This window comes from Halorubrum tibetense, assembly GCF_055396225.1.
Genome location: NZ_AP043742.1, coordinates 685,211 through 707,181 on the forward strand (window position 1 = coordinate 685,211; position 21,971 = coordinate 707,181).

Here is a 21,971-nt window from a genome sequence, read left to right on the forward strand (position 1 = left end):
TTCAGGTTAAGATTGCCACTCTGCCTTCTGTTAATCCAAACCAATATTTATCTTCGGTCTGAACTTGCTAAGTATGAGTCGAGATTGGCTTGAGAAGTTCCTGAACATCTACTGGCTGCGACCAGAAAATGCTCTGTGGAGAGGAGCAAGCTGTGAAGTTCTTGGCGATTTAGAGTTTCAGTCGATCACATCGACAGCCGCGTAATCTCGTCTGATGCCGGTGAATCAGATGGAACTGGTCGTGAAGCGTCTTCGAAGCGCTGGTGAGAGTGATCTTTGGGATAGATCGTCGCTGTCGGCGGCGCACTGCCGCCGACGCGACAGTGTCGCCACTCACGACCGCTATCTAAATCGGTGGACAGCTACCGGAAGAACCGGCTGTCGAGTGGCTGGTTCGCTGGAATGGACCTACGTACACCAAGCGCTGTCCAAGCGGCCCGCAGCACCATCTCACAGAACTCCGTGAACGGCCACCTCCAGAGGCGGCGCCCCCCGCGGCGGGGCGCCGCCACGTACCGCCAGTGTAGATACCGCCAGCTATTCTGGAGCAGTAGGCTCACCACAAACATCACCAGCCGTAGCCCAGCGTCCTGAGAACTGGTGAATGCGAGGCTCTGCTTGGCTAATCGGTAGCTCGACTCGATGCCGAAGCGCTTGCTGTAGTGTTCTCGGGCATCCCGTGGCGTGTCGATAAACGGCGCGTCAGCGGCGTAGCCGTGACGCGCCACCCCGTGTTCGTCGTATCGTCCCTGTTGGTAGACGCAGTCGATGAACACAGGGAAGGTTACCTTGCCGGCGAGATCGTGTTCGATCTCGCGGCTCCAGCCTTTGCTGAGTTCGTCTTGGATCGTTTCACCCCACTTGACGATCGGCATCACGTAGGCGTAGTTGTGCGTGGACAACAGCCCAAGACAGGTGCTGTTGTAGAATCCGCGATCGAGATAGACGGCCTTGACGCCGAGGTCAAGGCCGTCGAGGAGCTCGAGAAACTCAGCAAGGACGTCGCTGGTGGTATCGCCAGCGATCAGCTGGCGAACCGCCAGTGTGTACCGCTTGTTGCGTACCCGCGCGTAGAGCGTCGCATACGCGTGAAACGTCGTGGTTCCCCGTTTCGCCTGTGAGGAGTACAGCGCTTCTGTTTTGTCTTCATCGCCGTAGTAGGGGTCGAGGTGGAGGTCTGCACAGACCTCCACCGGTCGATCTGGAAGCGTCTCAAGCGTATCTCGTTGAAGTAGCGTGTCCCCAACCGCCTCAACGGAGTCAAGTTCGAACTGCTCGGTGAGATGTCCTCGGACGGTGTTGGCGTGTGGCGAGTCCTCGGTCGTTTCGCAGACGTGATTGATCGAGGTCCCGCCGGCGCTGGCGCCGGCGAGGACCTCGTACAACGTCTCTGTCGTGACCTTGACGTTCTCGTCGAGGTCTATCTCAAGCTCTTCATCGAGGCTGTTGACGACAAAATTAAGAAGATGCTCTTCTTCTATCTCGTTGTCTGCTTCGGTAGGTTCCACACTCTTCCCAAGCAGACACTTTCACTCAAACCCGATGTGATCGACTGAGTTTGAAGAACCATCTCTTGACTTAAGTTGTGGAGATGGGATATTTAGTTTCCTACTTGCTGGTGGTGACTTTGGTACAGAGTTCGATATTTTCGGTGCAACGGAGAATCTTGACAATTTCTTCCAGAATAAAGATATTTATAACGCTACCTCAGAAGATTATAGTCCTGTTATCAGAGACCGTCCCGATCGGCGAATTACTGTCGGAACCGACTGGAAACAGCCGCTACTTGATAAAGCGGCTGAACTTGATTTCTATGACGAACTCCACCAACATGATAATAATCAACCGTTGCCATTTGAAGACAATCGTTTCAAAACCGTGTTCTCTAACAGTGTTTACTGGGTTGAGAACGTAGAACTCCATCTTGACGAAATTGCCCGTGTACTCGCTGATGACGGACAGGGCCATCTCGTGTTGAAGAATACAAATGTTCGAAATTTTCTTAATACCCTCTGGAATCAGTGGGAAGATGAACTGGGGAATGAATTTATCGAGATGATCGATCGAGGTCGAAGTGATCACTATGCTCATCTGTATACTCCAGAAGAGTGGGAAGAGAAACTTGAAGCGGCAGGACTGGATATTGTCCAACAGCGGGCAACAGTCACACAAGCGCACTCACGTATGTGGGACATTGGCCTCCGTCCAATCTCACCGTATTTAATCCGAATGGCCTATTCAATGCCAAAAGATCAGCGAGTTGAACTAAAAGAAGATTGGATAGAAACGTGGTACAAGATGTTGGAACCGCTCTGTTCGCCAACTTGGGATTATTCTGACCGACCATCTCCTGAAATAGTTTATACAGTCACTCCAAAGTAAAAAAAAAAAAACAACCACTTCTGGCTCTCTGTCATAGGTTTTCCTTGTTCTACAACGGGTCAACAGCTACAAAAGGGCAACTCGATTCACACCACTTACTACCAGACAAGGCAGTTTGTCCTGTTGCTGGGATGTCACCACCACAGAAGTTGTGCTGACAAACGATAGCGACCATCAGCAGCGATAATAACATACTGAATACACTATCTAGGAGCACGGTGAATTATTATGATTCAAATTAATAGTCTTATCCGATGCAGGAACAAGATTCGATACCGCTTTTCGAGATCCCATGGGATGAAAACGATCTCGCAACAGTCACCGACTCGATTAAGCGAGGTGGGTACTGGGCGAAAGGCCCGTACGTCGACCAATTTGAATCAAAACTCGAAGCGTTCCTAAATGTAGATCACGCTCTCGTCGTCAATTCAGGTACAACTGCACTCATCGCCGCACTTCATGGACTTGGGATCGGTAAGGGTGACGAAGTTATTGTCCCTGCTTTCACGTTTATCGCAACTGCCAACGCAGTTCGATTAGTCGGTGCAGAACCAATATTTACCGATATTGAGTCAGATACATATGGACTCGATCCGGCCTCAGTAGAAGACAATCTCACGGAGTCAACTGCTGCGATAATCCCCGTCCATCCGTACGGAACCAGTTGTCGAATCGATGAATTAGTCGACCTTGCGGCTGAACACGATACACCCCTAATCGAGGACGCAGCGGAGGTTCTCGGTGCCGAGTTTGACGGTCAAAAACTCGGCTCCTTTGGGGATGCCGCAGCGTTGAGTTTCTGTCAAAACAAGATTGTGCCCACGGGAGAGGGTGGCGCAGTCGTTACTAATGATGACGAACTCGCAGAACAGGTGAAACTGTACCGCTCACACGGCCGTGCGTCGAGCGATTACTTCGAGAGTTCAGAATCCGGGGACTATGCCGACATTGGAACCAATATTCGAATGTCGGATCTCACCGCCGCGTTAGGTTGCTCTCAGTTCGATCGGATCGATGAACTCATTGAGGGCCGTCGGCAGGCGGCCACCGAACTTACTGACCGCTTCGAAGATGTTGACGGCATACAACCACATATACCCCCGGAGGTAGGAACCCACGTCTATCAATTATATACCATAGAGCTTGCCAATGAGCTCAATCGTGACTACGTGATTGAAACTCTAGAGGATCGCAATATCTCATCAAAAGTCTACTGGGATCCAGCTGTTCACCAGACGGAGTATTATACACGAACGAAGAATACTACTCCAGATCTCCCTGTTACGGAGGACATCGCAAGCCGTGTGCTTTCGTTACCAATGTATCCGAGTCTTTCCACAGCAGAGACAGACCGGATCGCTGATGCTGTGATCGAAGCGGTGAATCAGTAACAACTGGGATACTTCGAAAGCGGTTTACTCACGCGCTCAGGGATTCGATGTATGCCATCTCTTGAAGAGAAAGACGTTCTCGTCACTGGCGGGTGCGGTTCCATTGGCTCTCGCCTTGTCAAGGCGATTTTAGCTGAGGACCCCTCTGTTGTCCGTGTCTTCGATAACAGCGAAGAAGCGCTGTTTAGTCTACAAAAGGAGCTAGGCGACGATGCGCCGGTCCGGTATCTCCTCGGAGATATTCGGGATCAAGACAGACTCGAACTTGCTGTCGAGGATATCGATGTCGTGTTTCACGCCGCAGCGTTGAAACACGTCACATTGAACGAGTATAACCCCTTCGAGACTGTTCAGACAAACGTTAATGGGACCCAGAACCTTATCCGAGCTGCTCTTGAGGAAGAAATTGAATCATTTATTGGAATAAGTACAGACAAGGCATCAAACCCGACATCGGTGATGGGCGCAACGAAACTTCTCTCTGAACGGCTCATCATCGCTGCGAACACATACAAAGGAAACCGAAATATCTCGTTCGGATGTGTTCGCTTCGGAAACGTTCTCGGGTCGAGTGGATCGGTTGTTCCTCTATTTCTCGATCAGATACAGCAAGGTGGTCCAGTAACGGTTACAAACCCTGAAATGACCCGTTTTATTTTGCCAATTGATGAAGCGGCCAGTCTCGTTCTTAAAGCGTACCAAAAAATGACTAGTGGTGAAATTTTTGTTCTGAAGATGCCGGTGTTTCAGATTGGCACGCTAGCAGAAGCAATGGTCGAAGAGTATGCTCCTGCTGCTGGGTATAAGCCCGAAGACATCGATATCAAAACTATTGGAGCGCGTCCTGGTGAACGAATTCATGAGAAACTCGTCTCGGAGGATGAACGGTTCCAAGCCCGTGAGTTAGAAGATATGTACGTTATATTACCACAAATTGATATTGCTGCGTATGACGATCTCAATTACTCAGATGCAACACCCGTAGAAAATGCCTATACATCGGCCGATGAAAATCCTCTCTCTGAAGCTGAGATCGTACAGAAAATTGATCACCATGTGTCACAGCACGATCTGTTATAGATGCGAATTCTACTCACCGGTCTTGGCTCTATAGGAAGACGGCATGCTCGCATCCTCCATGAAGAATTGGATGAGCTCGAACTACTGATCTACCGGAGTGGAACTTCCCAATCTGGGAACCCCTTTGGCGCACCCGAGTATACCGACTTACAAGATGCGCTCGCACAAGATCCTGATGTCGCATTCATAACGAATCCAACACACAAACACGTCGAAACGGCTATCGCATGTGCTAGAGCTGGCTGTCATCTTTTCATTGAAAAACCACTTTCTCACACGTTAGAGGATATTGAGAAGCTAATTAGAATCGCTAAAAAAAATAGTTTGGTGACACATGTTGGCTGTCAACTACGATTCGATCCAACTCTAAACGCGGCACGTGAAGTCATCAACAGCGAAGATATAGGAGATGTACTCGCGTTTCGGGCGACCTCAGGATCGTATCTTCCAGAGTGGCGTCCCGAACAAGATTATCGTGATTCTTATAGTGCAGACTCTGAACGTGGTGGCGGCGTTGTCCTCGATTTAATTCATGAGATTGACTATACATACTGGTTGTTCGATAACATTTCGTGTGTCGCCTCAGCGATCGCTCACACAGACACATTGGAAATCAATTCCGAGGCTATTGCAGAGGCTATCATGAGAGTCCCGGGCGGTGTCGTCGGTAGTATTCATCTCGATTACTGTCGTCGTCAGCCAAAACGGATACTAGAAGTCGTCTGTGAGGACGGGACAGTTATCGCCGACTTACAGGAACAAATATTGACGGTAGAATGGCCGTCTGCGACTGATACAGAATCGTTCGATTACGAACGTGATCGGCGGTTTGTGGGGCAATTAAACCACTTCATCCAGAACGTTCGCTCAGGTGGAAAGTGCGACAACGATCTCACCGAGGCAAAGGAAGTATTACAAATAGCACTCGACATAAAAGGTGAATATAATGGCTGAGATTCTCTGTACCATCTGTGCTCGTGGCGGGTCGAAAGGTATCCCAAATAAGAATCTCAAGGAAGTTGGCGGGAAGCCCTTGATCGGGCATGCTGTTTCTGACGCGCTCACGTGGGAGCGTGATACTGATGTAGTTGTCTCGACTGATGATGAAGCGATCGCCTCAGTCGCGGAGAAATTTGGCGCAGCGGTACCGTTTATGCGCCCGTCCAAACTCGCAAGTGACGAAGCCGCGAAGCTTCCAGTAATACAACACGCTGTGGAGTACATAGAGACTGAGCGCAGCATAACGTATGATTATGTGGTCGATATCGATGCGACTACTCCACTTCGGCGGCCAGCGGATATAGAGGACTGTTTTGAGACCGTCATTACCGATGAAGAAGCAACTAATGCCTACACCGTCTGTGAGGCGGACAAGAATCCGTATTTTAATATGGTTGAACTCGACGAAAGTGGATATGCCTCTCTTTCAAAGTCTCTTGATGACGAAGTAGTCCGTCGACAGGACGCACCTGTGGTGTACGAGATGAATGCCGCAGTGTACGTCTACGAGCGTGACTTTTTGATGAAAGCCGATTCTCCCCACGGTAATTACACTAAGATTTCGGTGATGCCTCCTGAGCGTTCTGTCGACATCGACACTACAACTGATTTACAGTTCGTTGAGTTTATGTTTAATCGAGATGATAACACAGATGACTGACTGTTTGTTTGATCTCACCGAGCAAGTTATCATTGTTACTGGTGGTGGCGGTCTAATCGGAGCAGAGGTCTGTCGATTGTTGGATCGTCATGGTGCCGATATTGTCGTTGCAGATCTCGATGAAAGTCGAGGACCTGAAATCGCTGATCAGCTAGATAATGGTACATTCCAATCACTAGACATCACCGATGTTGATTCGATTGACACGACCTGTAATGTCGTATTTGATAAGTACAATCGGATCGACGGACTAGTCAATATGGCGTATCCTCAAACAGATGACTACGGGAAGCAGTTTGAATCTGTTGAGAAGGAGGATCTAGTGGCAAATTTATCACTACATCTTGGAGGGTATTACGCCATGACGAAGGCAGTCGCTCTCCGAATGGTTGAACAGGAACATGAAGGGTCAATCGTGAATTTCAGTTCGATCTATGGAATACAGGCACCTGATTTCTCGATGTATGACCAGACGGACATGACGAGTCCGGTTGAGTACTCTATTATCAAGGCTGGAATTCTAAATTTCACTCGATATCTTGCTTCCTATCTCGGTCAAGATGGAATTCGAGTTAATAGTGTAAGTCCCGGCGGTGTTTTCAACGACCAAGATCACCGATTTGTCGAAAACTATGAGAGTGAAGTACCACTTGGACGGATGGCAAAACCAACTGAAATTTCTGGAGCAGTTGTGTACCTCCTCAGTAACGCCGCCTCATACGTTACAGGGCACAATCTTGTCGTCGACGGAGGATGGACGATCAAGTAACTCGCTTAGTTTGATCCTCTATATCAGTCTGGTAGGACAAGATTGTTACCATCGGTATCTAAACAGGGGATATGAGTAATCAGAAGCGATCCATTCTCGTCCTTACTGGAACGAGAGCGGAATACGGTTTATTGAAGTCCTCAATGGAAGCGATCCAAAATCACAAGGGCCTCTCTTTGTCAGTCGTCGCAACCGGAATGCATCTTTCCCCGAAGCACGGCATGACTGTCGACGATATTCGCGCAGACGGTTTTACTGTCGATCGAGAAATACTTATGCAGGTTGACGGGGATTCTGGTACGGCGATGGCTAAATCACTTGGTGTCGGTGTGATGGGCCTTGTAGATGGTTTCAACGACTTAGATCCGGATATTGTGTTATTACTTGGTGATCGTGACGAAGCTCTTGCCGGAGCACTCGCAGCGGCACACTCGAATATCCCTATCGCTCATATCCATGGCGGTGATTCAATGTATGGCGCGGTCATCGATGATAGCATTCGACACGCGATCACGAAGTTTGCTCATATCCATTTTCCGGCTTCCGAGCTGAGTGCAGAACGTATCCGAAAACTGGGTGAAGAAGAGTGGCGTATCATAACCGCCGGTGCTCCGGGTCTCGATGATATTCTTGCTGGAGAATATATGGATCCAGAAGTTGTTCTTGATAAATACAATCTAGATCCCGGCAAACCGTCGATACTCGTTGTACAGCACCCAGTAACGACACAGCCAGATCAGGCGGGAGACCAGATGGCTGAGACACTTGACGCAGTAAAATCATTCGATGTACAGGTTATCCTCATTTACCCTAACTCCGACGCCGGTGGAGACGCAATCATATCTGAGATCGAGTCTCGTGATGATACTACATCAATTCGGACGTTTCGAAGTCTACCGCGTCGAGAATATCTTGGAATCATGGATGCGGTGGATGTGATGGTCGGAAACTCTTCAAGCGGGATCATTGAAGCTCCGTCTTTCTCCTTACCGGTTGTGGATGTTGGACCTCGACAAGAGGGGCGGGAACGAGCTGAAAACACTCTTTCTGTTGCGCATAATTCTTCAGAGATCCGGGATGCGATAAGAATGTCTTTTGATGATCCTGAATTCCAACAACGGGTCGAACATTGCGAGAGTCCCTATGATTATGGTGGGGCAGGTCGCCTGATTGCTGATCATCTATCTCAAGTGGACCTCAATGAGGATCTCCTCCGAAAACGCCTGACCTATTAGCTTCCCAGATTTCATAAGCTAGCAAAATACATTCAGCGTATGCGAGTCGTGTTTATCACTCATAACGAACTCGGTCAAGCTTGTTTGGAAGAGCTAAACTCTCTTGGAGCAAATATTCAAGCGGTCTATACCCGCTCAGAACAAGAAGAACTTGCAGACCAAACAGATCTTTCTGAGTTCACTACGAGTAACGAAATTCCGCTCCATGGGGTGGAATCTGTTAACACAAACTCAGTGAAATCACAGATTATGGACTATGAACCAGATCTTCTATTCGTCGTCGGATGGTCCCGATTGGTTGATTCTGAAGTAATAGAGATACCTTCCGTAGCGGCTCTTGGAATGCATCCCGCACCACTGCCTAGAGGAAGAGGAAGGGCACCCCTCGCTTGGTCTATTATCAAAGGTCTTGATGAAACTGCCCTCTCTCTTTTCCATCTCGTAGAAGAGGCTGATGCGGGTGATATAGTGGGACAAGAACCGCTGCCAATTCATATTGAGGATGATGCCTCTTCACTCTATCAAAAAATGATCAAAGCGGGGCGGACATTGATGAGAGAACACTACCCGGAGTTTAGTAAGGGTATTGTTCAAAGTACGTCTCAAGACCATTCACGTGCGACGTGGTGGCCGAAGCGTGAGCCTCATCATGGACTTATTGATTGGAACCAGCGACCAGATGTAGTATACGACTGGATACGTGGACAATCGAGACCATACCCTGGTGCGTTCTCTTATCTCCAGGATCAAAAAATAACAGTTTGGGGGGCAAATCCGCCTGAGGGTGACACAACGTTTGGTTGCCCTGGTGAAATAATGTATCAAGATGAAGATCGTCTTGGCGTTGAAGCATGGGAAAGTACTATTGAACTAACAGAAGTACAAGTAGAAGGAGATGACCCCATTTCAGCTGGTTCACTCGTTAGTAACTATGACTTTTCTATCGGTGATACATTTATTAACGCACGTGACTTCCTACTTGAGAACAAATGAAAGTAATTTACTGTGCTGGAGAACAAGGTAAAGTTGTCTTAGACATATTACGTGCTAGCGGTGACTCTGATAACGTTGTTTTTGTGGATGATGATCCATCTCTACATGGTAGATTGATCACAGATGTCCCCGTAATTGGTGGGTTAGATGCGATCTCTGAGCGGTCAGAAGAAACTATTCAATGTCTAATCGCATTCGGTGACCAACCTGATGTCAGATTAGACCTCGCAGAAGACCTTTCAAAGTTTGATAGTAAATTTTTTAATGCGATCCATCCCTCTTCAAGTATCTCCGGAAAAGCTACACTTGGCTATGGAGTAACGGTAAATGGTCAGTCATATATTGGTCCACATTGTGATATCAGTAACCATGTTATTGTCGACAGTTGTGTGAATCTATCTCATGACTGTGCTCTGCGAGAGGGCGCTACGATAACACCAAGTGTGTCTCTTGCTGGAGGGGTTGATATCGGTCGGAACTCATATATCGGTCCGAATGCAACGATAGTAGAAGACGTAACTATAGGGGAGAATGTAATTGTTGGTGCTGGATCTGTAGTAACTGAGGATGTACCCTCTGAAACAACGGTTGTCGGAGTTCCTGCGTCACCAACTGAGACTGAATAAGTGATTACCGATATGCCCGTAAAATATCAAATGCCTCAGCAGCTCTGCAACCACTAGCAGCACCACGCGCTTTTGCGATGCTTCTTATTGACTCAGTTGAACGCGGATGTGGATACTCTCGAACTTCAGTCTCATAACAATTAAACGCATCAGTCTTTACATCCAGATACTCTTCAATCTCAGTAAACAATGTTGGATTAAATCCATCTATGTCAGTAGCAAAATCAGTTGATGATGGCGTTTCATATGTGAGTACTGTGGAAACACCCGATCCAGGTCGTGTTGCGACAACGGTTGATTCATGAACAGCAAGATGATCCAGATTCACCTCCCTTCGAGAGTGAGTATACACGATATCTGGATTAACCTCACAACATACACCTTCGATAACTGAGTTCACTTCCACGTGTGGTATTTGATCTAACTTCATATCGGGTAGATCCCCAAAATGAACTGTGGAAGCTCCGAGAGTATCAGCACACAATTTTGCCTGTTTTTTCTTTTCCTCGATCAGTTCTGTATCGCCGTACTGGTGAGTTGTTCCTTCCGTAACGATGAGAATATGAACGTCATCTCCGGAATTTGCGTGTTTAGCGATCGTCCCTCCCGCCCCGAGAACTTCGTCATCTGGGTGGGCACCGATAACGAGTACAGTATTATCTCCCTCAAACATTACGAACCACCTTCCTCCATCTCCAAATCTGACTTAGTGATTGGACTGCCTTGAGATATATTTTGAGTTATTTTTGTTCCAATAATAGAATCATACCACTGTGGTGTAAGTCCATCTTCAGGTCGGAGAATTGCGATATCGCTCTCCTCCAATAAGTCACCTGAATCGAGGTCTGAAGCGGCATAAAGGCTCTTTCGTATGGTTCTGATGTTTTCCTGTTCGCTTTCAGTTGGTTGCTTCCTTGGGTTACCTCTACTTTGTGCCGCAGTATGAACTAAATTCACTGCGTGGTTCAATCCTTCTGGTTCAAGTGATGCTTCGTGATCCGGGCCTGGTAGCGTCGAATTCAGCGTGAAGTGTTTTTCAAGTATGGAAGCGCCAGCGGCGACAGCGAAGGCCGGTGTCTCCGGCAAAACGGTATGATCTGAATACCCTACCGGTACATTCAATTTTTCTTTGATTGTCTCCATCGCCCTGAGATTCACATCTTCCAGAGAACAAGGATATGTTGACGTACAATGGAGAAAGACGACATCAGCTCCCGCATCCACTGATTGGATCGCCTCATATGCTTGTTCCACTTCTTCTAATGTCCCCATTCCCGTACTCACAATTAGTGGTAAATCAAATTCAGCTACATGCTTTATTAACGGAGTATTAGTGAGTTCTCCTGAACCGAGTTTAATAGCGTCAACCCCCAGTTGTTTTAGCATATCAGCACTTTCGCGGTCGAATGGCGTTGAGAGAAAGGTAATGTCCTTTTTAGAACAGTAGTCCAGTAGCAATCTATGAGATTCTCGGTCCAGTTCGTACTGCTTTAGCATCTCATATTGGCCCCCTTCACCGGTTGTTTCCGTTTGGTAATCTGCTTTATCGGCATCAGGAGTAACTAATCGATTTGCGGTGAACGTCTGGAATTTAACTGCATCTGCTCCCGCGTCGGCAGCGACATCTATGAGTTCTTTTGCTTTTTTCAGCTCTCCGTTGTGGTTGACACCTGCCTCCGCAATGAAAAATGGCTGAGAGTCTGGACCGATTCGGGCACCATCGATCTCCATAGCTCAACTGTTATTTAGAAGGATATAGATTTGATCATTGATCCGGCTTACCAATCAAGCTTCTTTGGCAAGAATCGTCTCGATGAGTATCATAAGACGTCTGTCTCTTTTTGGAAAAAGTCCGACCTTTGGAGGGTTACCGACTCGCCTGGATCCCGTACAGTTCGGCATACTTTCCGCCTTCCTCAACGAGTTCGTCGTGCTGTCCAGTCTCTGTGACTCGGCCCTCTTCGATTGTGTAGATCCGATCCGCATTCTTCACTGTCGATAGACGGTGAGCGATCGTCACTATCGCGTAGTCTCGCTCCATCTCTTCGATCGCCTGTTGGACCTGCTTTTCCAGATTGGAGTCGAGGTCGCTCGTCGCCTCGTCAAGGATCAACACGTCGGCGTCCTCAAGGAGCGCCCGCGCAAGCGCGACGCGCTGCTGTTGCCCGCCCGACAGTCGAACCCCGTCGTCACCCAACAACGAGTCGTAGCCGTCTGGTAGCTCGTCGATAAACTCGTCGACCTTCGCGATAGAGCAAACGCGATCGAGTTCTCCGTCCGACACCTCGCGATTCCCGAGTGTCAGGTTGTACCGCAGCGTGTCGTTGAAGATGAACGGATCCTGTCTAACCATCGAGAGCCGGTCGCGCCACTCCGCGATGTCCATCTCGTCGATCGGGATCCCGTTCGCGCTGATCTCACCATCGTCCACCGGGTATAGCCGAGCAAGCAGCGAGACGATCGTCGACTTCCCGGCTCCGGACTGCCCGACAAACCCGACGAACTCCCCCTTCTCGACCGTGAAGTCAATCCCGCGGAGGACCTCTTTTTCGCCGTCGTACGAGAAGTGGACGTCGTCGAACTCGACTTCTCGGATTTCTTCAGGGACGTCCCGGCTTGACCCGGTCGGTTCGTTATACGTCGCCAGCTCGTCGGTAAACTGGATGGTGCGGACGAGGTGTGGGAGATTGTTCTCAACCTTGTAGTACAGGGTGTTCACCTGACTCGCCTTCGGCCCGAGTCGGAACATCGCGAAGAGGAAGACACCGAGTTCCCCGACCGAGAGATTCGCGAACGTCAACGCGAGATAGATGAGGACAAACACTGATACCGCGACGACGAGGTTGTAGAAGTTGTTGATCGCGGCCTCGTTGCGCCGCAAAACGATCCGCGACCGCGTGAACTGCTCGATCGCGTCGGTGAAGTCCTCGAAGAGCTCCTCGGCGAGTCCGAAGATTCGCACGTCGCGGATTCCCTGCGTTCCGGCCTGCGCGGCCTCCTGACGCATCTCGTTTGCCTCGGCAACTTCGTCCCCTATGTCGTACCCCGAATCGAGCACTCGCCGGAAGAAGATCGAAAAGCCACCGAGGACGACGCCAGTGATGATCGTCAATGTCGGGGCAATCACCAACGCGACAGCGAAGTAAATCCCGGCGAGAAACACCTGTTCAGTGAACTTGATTCCGCTTTGAATTACTCTCCCCGCGTAGTTCGTTTGCGTAACGATCGCGTTCAGGATGTCGTCCGAACCCTCTTTGTCGAAGTACTCGACTCGCGCGTTCAGCGCGTTCCGGAACGCCCGCGTCTGGAGATCACGAATATAGTAGGTCCGTAGCGCCTCGCGGAACCACGCAACGGCGAAGCTCGTCGTGTACCGCGCGACCATTACGACCGAGACACCGACCACCACGTACCCGAGTGAGAACGGGACTCCAAGGGCCTGATACGCGGTGACGAATGCCAGAAGTATTCCGTCTGCCTCCGCGGCCGGATCATCAAGCTGTACCAGGTCCACGATCGGGAGGATGAAACTCAGCCCAACACCCTCCAGTACCGCGGCAAGGACGCCCAACAGAACGATTGCAGCAGTGTACTTCGGATTGTATTTCGCGACATCACGGAGGGCGTTGAGTTTCTCCCCCCGTGAAACCGACTCGGAGTCTGACGACGACATATGAAGACTAACTGATCCAATTTCCGCGGGGCCGTCGGATAATCTCGTCGGTCTAGCCTCGCCTTCACAAAAGCGAACATCGTTTAATCCCTCCCACCCATAATTCGATCCGTATGCCCCGTCACATCTGCTTCGTCTCGGATACGCTCCACACCTACCTCGGGTCCGGGATCGAGACGGGTGCAGGCGGGGCCGAACGCCAGCAGTACAAGATCGCAACTGCGCTCGTTGACCGCGGCTATGACGTGACGGTACTCACACGCGCGTACGGCTCGCTGCGCCGCGAGACGGTCGAGGGCATCGACGTCCGGCGGGTGATCCCGGATGTCCGTGGTATCCAAAATGCCCCGCGTAAGGCCGCCCGGATTCTCGCTGCACTCCGTGAGGTCGACGCCGACCTCCACTACGTCCGCGGCAACCCCTTCCTCTGTATGGTGACTGCGCTGTTCACGCGCACAGTCGGCCGTGGCGCGTTCTGCTATCAGGTCGCCAACGACTCCAACGTCGAGCCCGGCCACCTCGCCGAGATGAACCCGCTCCTCCACCGCGGCTACCTCGCCGCGATCCGGAGCGCCGACGCCGTCTGTGCGCTCACCCCCTACCAGCGTGACCTCCTCGCCGACGAACACGGCGTCGACGCCACCGTCGTCCCCTGTGGCTACGACCTCCCGCCCGAGAGCGATCTGATCGACCACGCCGACCGCGAGACCGTCCTCTGGGTCGGCCGCATGAACGAGGACCAGAAGAAACCGATGCGCTTTCTCGACCTCGCCGAAGCCCTCCCCGATCGGGAGTTCGTCATGGTCGGCCCCCACGACAACGACGATCCCGACTACTACGACCGGGTTGAGCGCCGCGCCGAGACCATCCCGAACTGCAACTTCAAGGGGTTCGTCCCCCCTGATGAGATTCACGAGTACTTTCGACAAGCGGCGCTGCTCGTCAACACCTCAGACTACGAGGGCTTCGGCAACGTCTTTCTCGAAGCGTGGCGCTACGAGACGCCCGTCGTCTCGCTGCACTACACCCTTCACGGCGTAATCGACAAAGAGCCCGTGGGCGTCCACGCCGGCTCGACTGACAGCCTCCCGGAAGCGGTGGAGGATCTCCTCGTCGATGTCGACCACCGACGTGAGTACGGCGTGGCCGGCCGCGAGCACGTCGCCGACGAGTATTCGTTCCCGAGCGTCCTCGCCGTCTACGAGACCGTCTTCGATCGGATCGCCCCCACGGAGTGACCGCTTATGAGTCCGTTCGGTCGCACCCGTCACGCCTGCCCACTCCGTCGCTGCTGACGTATCGATCGGTAACACACGATCTTGTGGGTTGGGTTTCAGTTCGGAAGCGATCCGTGAGCGAAATACCGCTCACACCACGTCCGTCTCGAGAGCGCGTTGGAACAACTCGTCCGAGATCCAAAATCTGCCTCTTGGAGCGCGTCAACTTCCGCTTCGAAATCGACTTCTTCCCGGTCAGATGCGCGAAGGAGAATTTGCACGACGCCGGTCGCTGAGAGGTCGTGACGCGTGGCCGTCGCACGTCTGTCACGCTCGTCAATGAGTACCGGGTCCGCATCGAGTACCAGAGAGCGTGATCGCGAGGCTCGAACCCACACCCCTCGTTTCGTCTGTTCTCCCCGGATAAACACCCTCCACTCGTTTCACGATGCGTCGTCATACTCCAAAACTTCGGACATCAACCGGACACACCCCTCGTTTCGTCTGTTCTGCGTCCCAAGAGCGCAGATCACGTCGGCTCAGATTCAATCGCGTCCCGTGTTTCGAGGACGATGGTCGGATCGAGTGCCAACTCGTACTGGTAGTGAGCGCCACCTGCGCGCCCCTCGTTGTGTTCGGTCCGTTCGAGGAAGCCGAGCATGGTGAGGTCGGCGAGATGGTTCTGGATGCTTTTGAGCGTGGTGAGCGGCTCCTGACGCCTGCTCTCGGCCACCTGAACGTATACCTGCTGTACGTGCTTCGATTTTGCGGGGGTCGATCCGCTGACTTCGAGTTTCGCGAGCGCTTCGAGGATCAGCTGGCCATGCATGGTCTGATCACGCAGTTTATCCTCGACGCGACCACGTTGAACCCGATCGACTGCGACCTCGATATGCTCATCAGTGACCTCGGTGGCACCGTTCTCCTCGGCGACGTCGCCGCCCTCTCGGAGCAGATCGATGGCCTGTCGTGCGCTTCCTGTGTCTTTTGCTGCGTTGGCTGCAGCGAGTTTGATCGCTGAATCGTCCCACGCATCCTCGATTAACGCTTTCTCGGCTCGAGTCGTGAGAATTGACCGAAGCTCGTCGGCGTCGTACGGTGAAAACGCGATCTCTTTTTCCATTAGCGTGTCCTTCACCTTCGGACTCAACGAGGAACGAAACGCGTAGTTGTTGCTGATCCCGATTACGCCCACTCGCGAGGCAGTCAAATGATCGTTTGCCCGTGCACGCGGGAGTTCATACAGTAGTGTGTTTGGATCCGAGAGATGGTCTATCTCGTCGAGAACGAATAGATACGTCCCGCCGTTTGAATCCATCTCTTCGTAGAGCGTTTCTAGTGCGTGTGCCGTCGAATGGCCGGTCTCTGGAAACGGCTCGCGATCCTCTCCACGAATGCTGTTAATCAGTGCACGGACCGTTCGATAGACCGTATCGTCGTTGCAGTTCCGAAAATGGACGTGGAGTTCGTCCGCATCATCTCGTCGCTTCACTTCAGCTTTGAGCGCAGTCATGATGTGCTCCGTGACGGCGGTCTTTCCGACTCCGGTTTTCCCGTAGATGAATACGTTAGAGGGATTCCGACCGAACAAGACATCTTTCAGTGCGGATCGGAAGGCATCGATCTCGTCTTCTCGTTCGACGATCTCGTCCGGCTGGTACTCCTCCGAGAGAATCGCCTTGTTCGCGAAGAGAGTATCCGTGATATCCGAAAAGAGATCTTCGTTCATTATGCGTTTCTGCCAACAACCTATTTGTATATAAATTTGTGCATTCGTCTGTTTCGTCTGTTTCGCTATTAGATACTCTTCTTCCCAAATCGAGAGAAGAAGTACCGGAGAGATATAGATAACAGACGAAACGAGGGGTGTGTCTCACCGATCTTCGGGTGAGCAAGCAAAGTGTCTCGGAACTTAATCGGGGACGAATCATTCCACATTCTGCCCCAAAGAACAGACGAAATGAGGGGTGTGTCTCACCACTCCCTGTTGTCGCAGACGCGAAGAACAGACGAAACGAGGGGTGTCTCCCTCCGAGTTCTGGAATTGACATCCTCGCGCGGTTAAGACGAGAAGGGTCTCACGGCACAGAGGAGGTCATACTGGCCTATCCTATTCCACAGACGAGTTTTGCCGCCTGCTCGATATCCCCTGGCTCGTTCACGTTCACGCGCGGACCGAGCTCGACCGTCTCGAAGTCGAACCCCGCTCGACACAGCAACCCGACCGCCTCGCTCAGCTGGTACTCTCCCTCGGCGGAGGGCTGGACGAGCGCACACGCGTGGAACGTTTCAGCAGGAAGCACGTAACACCCGGTCGTCACCAGCTGTGACGGCGGGTCGTCGGGCTTCTCGACAATTCCCGAAATGCCTCCTGCCTCCGTCTCGATCACGCCTGTCGTCCGAGCGACCTCACGTGGAGCCTCCTCGACCCCGAGCACTCCGTCGACACCCTCCGCGCGTACCGCCTCAAGCGCCAGTGTCACTCCGTCAACAAACACGTTATCGCCGTTCACGAGCAGAAACGTCCCGTCGACGGCGTGTCGCGCCTGCAACACGGCATGACCCAACCCCAGCTGCTCGCGCTGGTGAACGTACGTGATCGGCACGCCGGAGAACGTGTCGCCGAACCACTCGACGATCGCCGCCGCCTCGTACCCCACGATCACGACCAGCCGGTCGGCCCCGGCCTCGACCGCCGCGTCGAGCGCGTACGCGAGCAACGGCCGGCCGCCCACATCGACCAGGCCCTTCGGCCGGTCGTCAGTCAGCGCCCCGAGCCGACTCCCCCGACCCGCGGCGGGTATCACGGCGTCCATGCCCGGGAGGCGGGCCACGAGCCACCTGAATCCGTCGGTCGGAACGCACGGGGTGTCACGGACGGGGTCGCGCGGTCGCCGACGGGGGCCGCCTACGACGACCGCACCAACGGCTCGTACCACTCTCGGTTCGCCTGGTACCACTCGATGAACTCGCCGACGCCCTCGGTGATCGTCCGCGAGGGCTCGTAGTCGATCCGCTCCCGCGCCTTCGACACCGACGCGTGGGTGTGTTCGGCGTCCGCCTCCCGCGCGGACTCGTAGACGATCTCCAGGTCGGGCGCGAGCTGGTCGCGCACGGTTTCGGCCAGCTCCTGAATCGAGATGGTGTCCGAACTCCCGATGTTCAACACCTCGCCGTCGGCCGCGTCCGACGTGAGCAGCGTCCGGTTCGCGTCCACCACGTCGTCGACGTAGGTGAAGTCCCGCGTCTGCTGGCCGTCGCCGTAGATCACCGGCGGCTCCCCGTTCACACACCGGGAGACGAAGTTCGAGATCGCCATGTTCGGGCGCATCCGCGGGCCGTACACGGTGAAGTACCGGAGACACACCGTCGGGAGCCCGTGGAGCTCCGTGTACACCCGCGCCATGTGCTCCTGGGTCAGTTTCGTCACCCCGTACGGGCTCACCGGCTCCGTCGGATGCGACTCGTCGTACGGTAACGAGCGTGGCTTCCCGTACACCGACGAGGAGCTCGCGAGGATCACGCGGTCGACGCCCGCCTCCGTGGCGGCCTGCAGCAGGTTCACCGTGCCGTCCACGTTGATGTCGGTCACCTTCCGGGGGTTGTCGACGCTCTCGCGAACGCCGGCCTGTGCGGCCTGATGGACGACCACGTCGGCGTCGGCGACGAGGTCGGTCACGGTCGACTCGTCGCGGACATCGCCCTCGACGAACCGATACGCGACGTCGCAGTCGCGCGCCGCCTCGCGGTGGACGTCGATCGTGTGGCGTTTGATACCCTCGGCGTAGAACGGTTCGAGGTTGTCGAGGACGGTCACGTCGTGGCCGTCCCGCAGGAACGCCGCCGCGAGATGGCCGCCGATGAACCCGGCCCCGCCCGTCACGAGCACGTGCATACGAACGCTTCCGGATCCGCGCACAAAACGAACGCGATCCGACACGAACGCGCGCGACCCTCGCCGTCGCCCCCGGCCGCGAGTCGGTCCCGGCGGCCGCCCCACCTGACCGCGGGCCGATATCGGCGGCCGACCGCACCCGAACCGCGGGTGTCGGGGGCGTCAGCCCGCATCCAGAGCCGGATCGGTGGCCGATCCTCGGTTGACCCTGAAACGCTACCATAATCGTTTCTAAAACATCTAACCCGATCTAACGGCGTTGTAAACGATCGATACGCTCCGATAAAACGTCCGTGAAGGGTCAGCGGATCCGTTAATCCAACTGAATACGACGCAACGCTCGGCCCCTTATATGATATCCCCGGTCCATGGGTCAAGCGAGACAGGTGATCTCGATGTCAAGCGAAACGTCCCCCTCGACCGTCCGCGAGCCGATCCGGATCGGTGCCACGCTCTCCAACCAGTTCCGTCGCCTGACCGTCGGCGGGGCCCGGGCCGTCGCCTTCTGGGCGGCGATCTTCCTCCCGGTCGCGTACATCCCCGCGGTGTACGGGATGGGCCCGTTCGAAGGCGCGACCGCCACCCTGGCCGTGTTGTTCGCACACATCGCGTGTGTCGTGATCGGACACGGTCACAACCGCCCCGAGGAGGTGTAACCATGAGCACGAGCACGACCCCCACCGACACGACGACGGAACCGAGCGACGACCCGGACGCCGCGACGGACGACACGGCGGCCGCGGCCGACGATGCCGACGAGCCCGCCTCGAAGACCGAGCGGCTGGCGTCGTATCTCCGTCAGGAGGCCGAAAACGGCGAGATGTACTTCAAATCGAAGTTCATCGCCGACGACGTCGACCTCTCCCCGAAGGAGATCGGCGCGCTCATCGTCCAGCTACAGGACTCCGTGGCCGACCTCGAGATCGAGAAGTGGTCGTACACGGGCGCGACGACCTGGCGCGTCTCGAAGGCCTGAACACCGACACCCCGGAGATCACCTGCGACCTGCGGGGTCCCCGCTTTCGGCCGACGTCCTCCACGACGGGTTTCTCACGACGGCGTTCTCATGACGCCGCAACTCGCCACAGCACGTCTCGCCACGACTGCGTTCGTGACCAAGAACCACCTCGACCGACGTATCCGCCTCCACTGACCTTCCCTCTCCGACCGACCTTCCCTCCCCGACCAACCTGCCCATCTCGACCGACGTACCCGCCTCCGTCGCGGACCATCACGTCGGCTCCGCGTCGGTCGTACCCCGCCGACCCTCGCGTTCGCGGCGATGGGCTCGCAGGTCGACGTACGCCTTCGCGAGCGCCATCACGACGAGCGCCCCCGTCGGCGCGCCCAGCAGTCGCACGGGGATCGATCCGAGCCACACGGTGACGAGCAGCACGATCAGGTGATCGAACGGTTCGATCATGAGCTCGACCGGCCCCTTGCGTTCGTACTCCCGGTTCCCGAGGAACTCGACCCGGTAGGAGACGGCGTGCGTCGCCACCAACCCCGCCGTCGCGGCGAGCGCGACGAGCGGGGACCCCGGGTCGACCGCGGCGACGTCGCCGGGGATGGACGCCACGTAAAACCCCATGAACACCCAGAAGAAGACGTACGTGCCGAGGAACTGGCCGAGCACCGTCCGGTTCGACGCGCCGGCCAGCTCGCGGATCGAGCGCTTCCCGCCCCCGATGGGGCTGTACTCCCAGTCCGGGAGGGTCTCGGGGTCGTCGGTCGCCGCCGACCGGCGGATCTTCGCCGCGATGGCCGCGCCGACGACGCCGGCCTCGACCCAGTAGACGACGAGCAGCGTGTGGAGGTCGACGCCGAACGCCGCGACCCCGACGAGCGGCACGACGTTACCGGCGAGGATGACCCACTCGGTACGGGAGCGGCGACCGGGGACGCGATCGGGAGGGCGACCGACGGGCACCCCTGATAAGACGAGGTCGTGAATCTAAAACCGTGGGGCCGAGGCCCGACGACCGCTCGGCGCGAGACCGCCGACATATAAGTCTCCGGGGGCCCGGTGTCCGGTATGTCGATCCCCGACGCATCGGCGACGGCGGGAGCCGTCGTCGACGAAGTGCTCTCCGCCGTCGTCGCCGATCGCCGCGTGCTCGAAGAGGTCACCGCGGGGCTGCTCGCCCGCGGCCACGTCCTGTTAGAGGACGTGCCCGGCACCGGGAAGACGCTGACCGCACGGTCGTTCGCGACCGCGCTCGGCTTGGAGTTCTCCCGGGTCCAGTTCACGCCGGACCTGATGCCCGCCGACGTCACCGGCTCGTACGTCTTCGACGAGGACGCCGGCGAGTTCCGGTTCACGCCCGGCCCGATCTTCGCGAACGTCGTCCTCGCCGACGAGATCAACCGCGCGCCGCCGAAGACCCAGTCCGCCCTCCTGGAGGCGATGGAGGAGGGACAGGTCACCGTCGACGGCGAGACCCACGACCTCCCCGACCCGTTCTGTGTGATCGCCACGCAGAACCCCGTCGAGCAGGAGGGGACCTTCGAGCTGCCGGAGGCCCAGCGCGACCGGTTCATGGTGAAAACGTCGCTCGGCTACCCCGACGAGGCCGGCACCCGCGAGCTGATCGACCGGCGGGCCGACCGCGACACGCCGAGCCCGACCGTCGACCCCGTCACCGACCGCGAGGCGGTCCGGGAGCTCCAGCGCGTCCCGGAGTCGGTCCGCGTCGAGGGGCCGGTCCGCGAGTACATCGGGTCGCTGTGTCGAGCGACCCGGGAGGACGGCCGCGTCGACGTCGGCGTCTCACCCCGGGGCGTCCAGCGACTGTTCGAGATCGCCCGCGCGGAGGCGGTGCTCGACGGCCGCGACTACGTCGTTCCCGACGACGTCAAACGGGTGGCGGTCCCCGCGCTCGCCCATCGACTCGTGCTCACTCCCGAGGCGGGCGTGCGCGGCGTCGCCCGCCGCGACGTGATCCGCGACACGCTGGATTCGGTCGAGGTGCCGGCGATGGAGCCGCCGGCGGAGTAATCGGTACCCCCGGACGGAGTAATCGCTACCCACGTTACGTCGACAGCACCCG

At 54.9% G+C, this 21,971-nt stretch carries 22 protein-coding genes; 13 read left to right on the forward strand and 9 right to left on the reverse strand.

Features of this window, described 5'->3' with window-relative positions; translation table 11 throughout:
- Positions 1–362: 362 nt before the first annotated feature.
- Positions 363–1,508 carry an ISH3 family transposase gene (locus tag ACZ5TV_RS03395; protein WP_464384102.1) on the reverse strand — a complete coding sequence of 382 codons (1,146 nt, stop codon included), beginning with the start codon at positions 1,506–1,508 and terminating at the stop codon, positions 363–365.
- An 88-nt stretch (positions 1,509–1,596) separates the two neighbouring features.
- Here ACZ5TV_RS03395 and ACZ5TV_RS03400 point away from each other — a divergent pair, with 88 nt between their 5' ends.
- From ACZ5TV_RS03400 to ACZ5TV_RS03440, 9 genes are all read left to right on the forward strand, one after another.
- Positions 1,597–2,382 (forward strand): methyltransferase domain-containing protein, encoded by a 786-nt coding sequence (locus tag ACZ5TV_RS03400; protein ID WP_464384330.1) that lies wholly within the window; start codon positions 1,597–1,599, stop codon positions 2,380–2,382.
- A gap of 254 nt (positions 2,383–2,636) precedes the next feature.
- Positions 2,637–3,773: a DegT/DnrJ/EryC1/StrS family aminotransferase gene (locus ACZ5TV_RS03405; protein ID WP_379779465.1), complete on the forward strand. Its 1,137-nt coding sequence runs from the start codon at positions 2,637–2,639 to the stop codon at positions 3,771–3,773.
- A 51-nt stretch (positions 3,774–3,824) separates the two neighbouring features.
- Positions 3,825–4,853, forward strand: a complete 1,029-nt coding sequence (locus tag ACZ5TV_RS03410; RefSeq protein ID WP_379779467.1) for an SDR family NAD(P)-dependent oxidoreductase — start codon at positions 3,825–3,827, stop codon at positions 4,851–4,853.
- Positions 4,854–5,807, forward strand: a complete 954-nt coding sequence (locus tag ACZ5TV_RS03415; protein WP_379779469.1) for a Gfo/Idh/MocA family protein — start codon at positions 4,854–4,856, stop codon at positions 5,805–5,807.
- Positions 5,800–6,513, forward strand: a complete 714-nt coding sequence (locus tag ACZ5TV_RS03420; protein WP_379779471.1) for an acylneuraminate cytidylyltransferase family protein — start codon at positions 5,800–5,802, stop codon at positions 6,511–6,513. The genes ACZ5TV_RS03415 and ACZ5TV_RS03420 overlap by 8 nt, the downstream gene beginning before the upstream one ends.
- On the forward strand, positions 6,494–7,282 hold the full coding sequence (locus ACZ5TV_RS03425; protein ID WP_379779473.1) for an oxidoreductase: 789 nt from the start codon (positions 6,494–6,496) through the stop codon (positions 7,280–7,282). The genes ACZ5TV_RS03420 and ACZ5TV_RS03425 overlap by 20 nt, the downstream gene beginning before the upstream one ends.
- Before the next feature lie 71 nt (positions 7,283–7,353).
- Entirely contained in the window at positions 7,354–8,517 is a 1,164-nt protein-coding gene (gene neuC, locus ACZ5TV_RS03430) for a UDP-N-acetylglucosamine 2-epimerase (RefSeq protein ID WP_379779475.1), read from the forward strand.
- 39 nt (positions 8,518–8,556) lie between these two features.
- Positions 8,557–9,510 (forward strand): methionyl-tRNA formyltransferase, encoded by a 954-nt coding sequence (locus tag ACZ5TV_RS03435; protein WP_379779477.1) that lies wholly within the window; start codon positions 8,557–8,559, stop codon positions 9,508–9,510.
- A complete protein-coding gene (locus ACZ5TV_RS03440; protein ID WP_379779479.1) occupies positions 9,507–10,136 on the forward strand; it encodes an acetyltransferase in 630 nt (209 codons plus the stop codon). Before ACZ5TV_RS03435 ends, ACZ5TV_RS03440 begins: the two co-directional genes overlap by 4 nt.
- Before the next feature lie 4 nt (positions 10,137–10,140).
- Here ACZ5TV_RS03440 and ACZ5TV_RS03445 read toward each other — a convergent pair whose 3' ends face one another.
- The 3 genes from ACZ5TV_RS03445 to ACZ5TV_RS03455 all read right to left on the reverse strand — a co-directional run bounded on the left by ACZ5TV_RS03445 (position 10,141) and on the right by ACZ5TV_RS03455 (position 13,809).
- On the reverse strand, positions 10,141–10,809 hold the full coding sequence (locus ACZ5TV_RS03445) for a PIG-L deacetylase family protein (RefSeq protein ID WP_379779481.1): 669 nt from the start codon (positions 10,807–10,809) through the stop codon (positions 10,141–10,143).
- Positions 10,809–11,867, reverse strand: a complete 1,059-nt coding sequence (gene neuB, locus ACZ5TV_RS03450) for an N-acetylneuraminate synthase (RefSeq protein WP_379779483.1) — start codon at positions 11,865–11,867, stop codon at positions 10,809–10,811. The genes ACZ5TV_RS03445 and neuB overlap by 1 nt, the downstream gene beginning before the upstream one ends.
- 136 nt (positions 11,868–12,003) lie before the next feature.
- On the reverse strand, positions 12,004–13,809 hold the full coding sequence (locus tag ACZ5TV_RS03455) for an ABC transporter ATP-binding protein (protein ID WP_379779485.1): 1,806 nt from the start codon (positions 13,807–13,809) through the stop codon (positions 12,004–12,006).
- 113 nt (positions 13,810–13,922) lie between these two features.
- On the opposite strand from ACZ5TV_RS03455, the gene ACZ5TV_RS03460 reads away from it, so the two are divergent.
- On the forward strand, positions 13,923–15,047 hold the full coding sequence (locus tag ACZ5TV_RS03460) for a glycosyltransferase family 4 protein (RefSeq protein ID WP_379779487.1): 1,125 nt from the start codon (positions 13,923–13,925) through the stop codon (positions 15,045–15,047).
- A gap of 95 nt (positions 15,048–15,142) precedes the next feature.
- Here the strand turns inward: ACZ5TV_RS03460 and ACZ5TV_RS03465 are convergent, their stop codons facing one another.
- The 4 genes from ACZ5TV_RS03465 to ACZ5TV_RS03480 form a co-directional block, all read right to left on the reverse strand.
- Positions 15,143–15,457, reverse strand: a complete 315-nt coding sequence (locus ACZ5TV_RS03465; RefSeq protein ID WP_464384103.1) for a PIN domain-containing protein — start codon at positions 15,455–15,457, stop codon at positions 15,143–15,145.
- A 98-nt stretch (positions 15,458–15,555) separates the two neighbouring features.
- A complete protein-coding gene (locus ACZ5TV_RS03470) occupies positions 15,556–16,755 on the reverse strand; it encodes an orc1/cdc6 family replication initiation protein (RefSeq protein WP_379779489.1) in 1,200 nt (399 codons plus the stop codon).
- A 376-nt stretch (positions 16,756–17,131) separates the two neighbouring features.
- A complete protein-coding gene (locus ACZ5TV_RS03475) occupies positions 17,132–17,842 on the reverse strand; it encodes a sugar phosphate nucleotidyltransferase (RefSeq protein WP_379779491.1) in 711 nt (236 codons plus the stop codon).
- Between the two features lie 92 nt (positions 17,843–17,934).
- Positions 17,935–18,921 (reverse strand): SDR family NAD(P)-dependent oxidoreductase, encoded by a 987-nt coding sequence (locus ACZ5TV_RS03480; protein ID WP_379779493.1) that lies wholly within the window; start codon positions 18,919–18,921, stop codon positions 17,935–17,937.
- A gap of 395 nt (positions 18,922–19,316) precedes the next feature.
- Between ACZ5TV_RS03480 and ACZ5TV_RS03485 the strand changes: the two genes are divergently transcribed.
- Both ACZ5TV_RS03485 and ACZ5TV_RS03490 read left to right on the forward strand, forming a co-directional pair.
- Positions 19,317–19,577: a DUF8028 family protein gene (locus tag ACZ5TV_RS03485; RefSeq protein ID WP_379783240.1), complete on the forward strand. Its 261-nt coding sequence runs from the start codon at positions 19,317–19,319 to the stop codon at positions 19,575–19,577.
- A gap of 2 nt (positions 19,578–19,579) precedes the next feature.
- Positions 19,580–19,897: a DUF7123 family protein gene (locus tag ACZ5TV_RS03490; protein ID WP_379783238.1), complete on the forward strand. Its 318-nt coding sequence runs from the start codon at positions 19,580–19,582 to the stop codon at positions 19,895–19,897.
- 255 nt (positions 19,898–20,152) lie between these two features.
- On the opposite strand, the gene ACZ5TV_RS03495 is transcribed toward ACZ5TV_RS03490, so the two are convergent.
- A complete protein-coding gene (locus ACZ5TV_RS03495; RefSeq protein WP_464384104.1) occupies positions 20,153–20,851 on the reverse strand; it encodes a DUF6498-containing protein in 699 nt (232 codons plus the stop codon).
- A 105-nt stretch (positions 20,852–20,956) separates the two neighbouring features.
- Here ACZ5TV_RS03495 and ACZ5TV_RS03500 point away from each other — a divergent pair, with 105 nt between their 5' ends.
- Entirely contained in the window at positions 20,957–21,919 is a 963-nt protein-coding gene (locus ACZ5TV_RS03500) for an AAA family ATPase (RefSeq protein ID WP_464384105.1), read from the forward strand.
- The last annotated feature ends 52 nt before the right edge of the window (positions 21,920–21,971 follow it).